At 68.8% G+C, this 1,812-nt stretch carries 2 protein-coding genes; both read right to left on the bottom strand.

What is annotated here, in order from left to right:
- On the bottom strand, nt 1-152 hold a 152-nt coding region (locus tag ACWEJ6_RS54690; protein WP_452433696.1), incomplete at its 3' end, for an RICIN domain-containing protein.
- 67 nt (nt 153-219) lie between these two features.
- A partial coding sequence (locus tag ACWEJ6_RS54685) for a family 43 glycosylhydrolase (RefSeq protein ID WP_452433694.1) occupies nt 220-1,812 on the bottom strand: 1,593 nt, incomplete at its 5' end.

The following is a 1,812-nucleotide window of genomic DNA, read 5'->3' as shown; positions in this document are numbered from 1 at the left end:
GTGATGCGGCCGCCGTCGGCGGTGGACAGGTTGTAGACGTCCAGGGCCTTGCCGCTGTTGCGGTTGACCAGGACGTACCAGGCGTTGGTGTCGACGGTGGCCGCGTCGGCGGGCTGGACGGCGACGAACAGGCTCGCCAGCAGGACGGCCACCGTCGCGAGGACGGTCAGGGGACTGTGTTTCTGCACCAGTTTCTTCACCATGTGCTCCGATGCCGTGTCAGGGGGTGGTCAGGTCGAAGCGGCGCACGGTGACCGCGCCGCCGAGGGACTTGGTGGCGTAGTTGAAGATGCCGAAGCGGTAACCCATGAAGAACTGCCAGGCGTTGTTCAGCGTGAAGGCGGGGCCGAGGCCCACGAAGGTGCTGCCGTCGGTGCTGTAGGAGAAACGGGCCTGACGGCCGGACCCGGGCCGGATGTCGGCGGTGACCCGCAACCAGATCCGGCCGCCCGGGACGTTCGCGCTCGCCGCCTCGACGCCGGTGCCGGTGGTCTGCCACGAGCCGTTCATGGTCAGGCCGTTGGTCATCACGACCCGGCTGACGCCGTTGTCGCGTTTGACGCCGATCCAGGCCGACTGGTCGCGCAGCATCGCCAGCCCGGCGCGGTCGCCGTCGGCCATCTGTGAGGGGTCGAGCTCGATCGTCGCCGTCGAGGACGGGCCCTGGATGCGGTGGGTCAGCGTGTTCCGGGCGGCGTAGAGGTCGCCGGTGACGGTCGCGGTCTGCAGGCGCAGGCCGCTGCCGGTGGAGAAGCGGCTGGTGTCGGGGTTGTGGTTCCACTCCCAGCGGGGGCCGAGCGTGGCCGAGGTGAAGGCGTCCGGGCCGATCATGGACGTCACGGTCCGGCTGGTCTGGATGTTCGGCTTCGGGTAGTTCACGCCCCAGCCGCCGTTGACGGTCTGCACGACCGGCCAGTCGCCGGTCCAGGTGATCGGCGCCAGAGCCGGGACGCGTCCGCCGGGGTAGGCGTCGACGAACGCCATGTAGTACCAGTCGCCGTTCTGCGTCTGGACGAGCCCGCCCTGGTGCGGGACGCCGCCGCCGGCGACGGGGCCGGGCAGGTCGAGCAGGACCTGGCGCATCTCGTACGGGCCCCATGGCGAGGTCGAGCGGAGCACGTACTGGCCGTTGGCGGGGCGGGTCAGCCAGATGTAGTAGTAGCCGTTCCGCTTGTAGAAGCGGGATCCTTCCAGGGTGCCGACGTTGCTCGGCGTCTGGAACACCTGCTGCGCGCGCACCTGGCTGAGACCGTCGGCCGAGAGCTGGGCCACGCTGATGGTGCTGTTGCCGTAGGCGACGTACATGGTGTCGTCGGAGTCGACCAGCAGGCCGGCGTCGTAGTAGCAGTTGTTGATCTGTGAGCGCTTGGTCCATGTGCCGTCCACGGCGGAGGCGGTGTAGACGTAGGTTCGGTTGAACTCGACGCAGCCGAGCCAGTAGAAGGTGCCGTTGCCGGGCCGGTAGTTGAAGGCCGAGGCCCAGATGCCCTTCACGTACGCCCGGCCGCCGTTGAGGTCGTAGGCGCCGGAGCCGAAGTCGAGCCTCGGCACGGAATGCCCGGCGTACTCCCAGTCGACCAGGTTGTACGAACGCAGGATCGGCGCGCCCGGCGAGTAGTGCATGGTCGAGGCCGAGTAGTAGTAGGCGTCGCCCACCCGGACGATGTCACCGTCGGCGAAGTCCTGCCACACGACCGGGTTGGCGTAATTGCCGCCGCCGTTGCCGCTGACCGGGACGAGTTGCCATTGCTGGTTGGCGCCGCCCCAGTCGTCGTACTGGACGATGTTGGCGCCGTCGGCGGTGGAGGCTCC

The organism is Nonomuraea sp. NPDC004702 (genome assembly GCF_053601695.1).
This window is presented reverse-complemented; position numbering and strand designations above follow the sequence as displayed.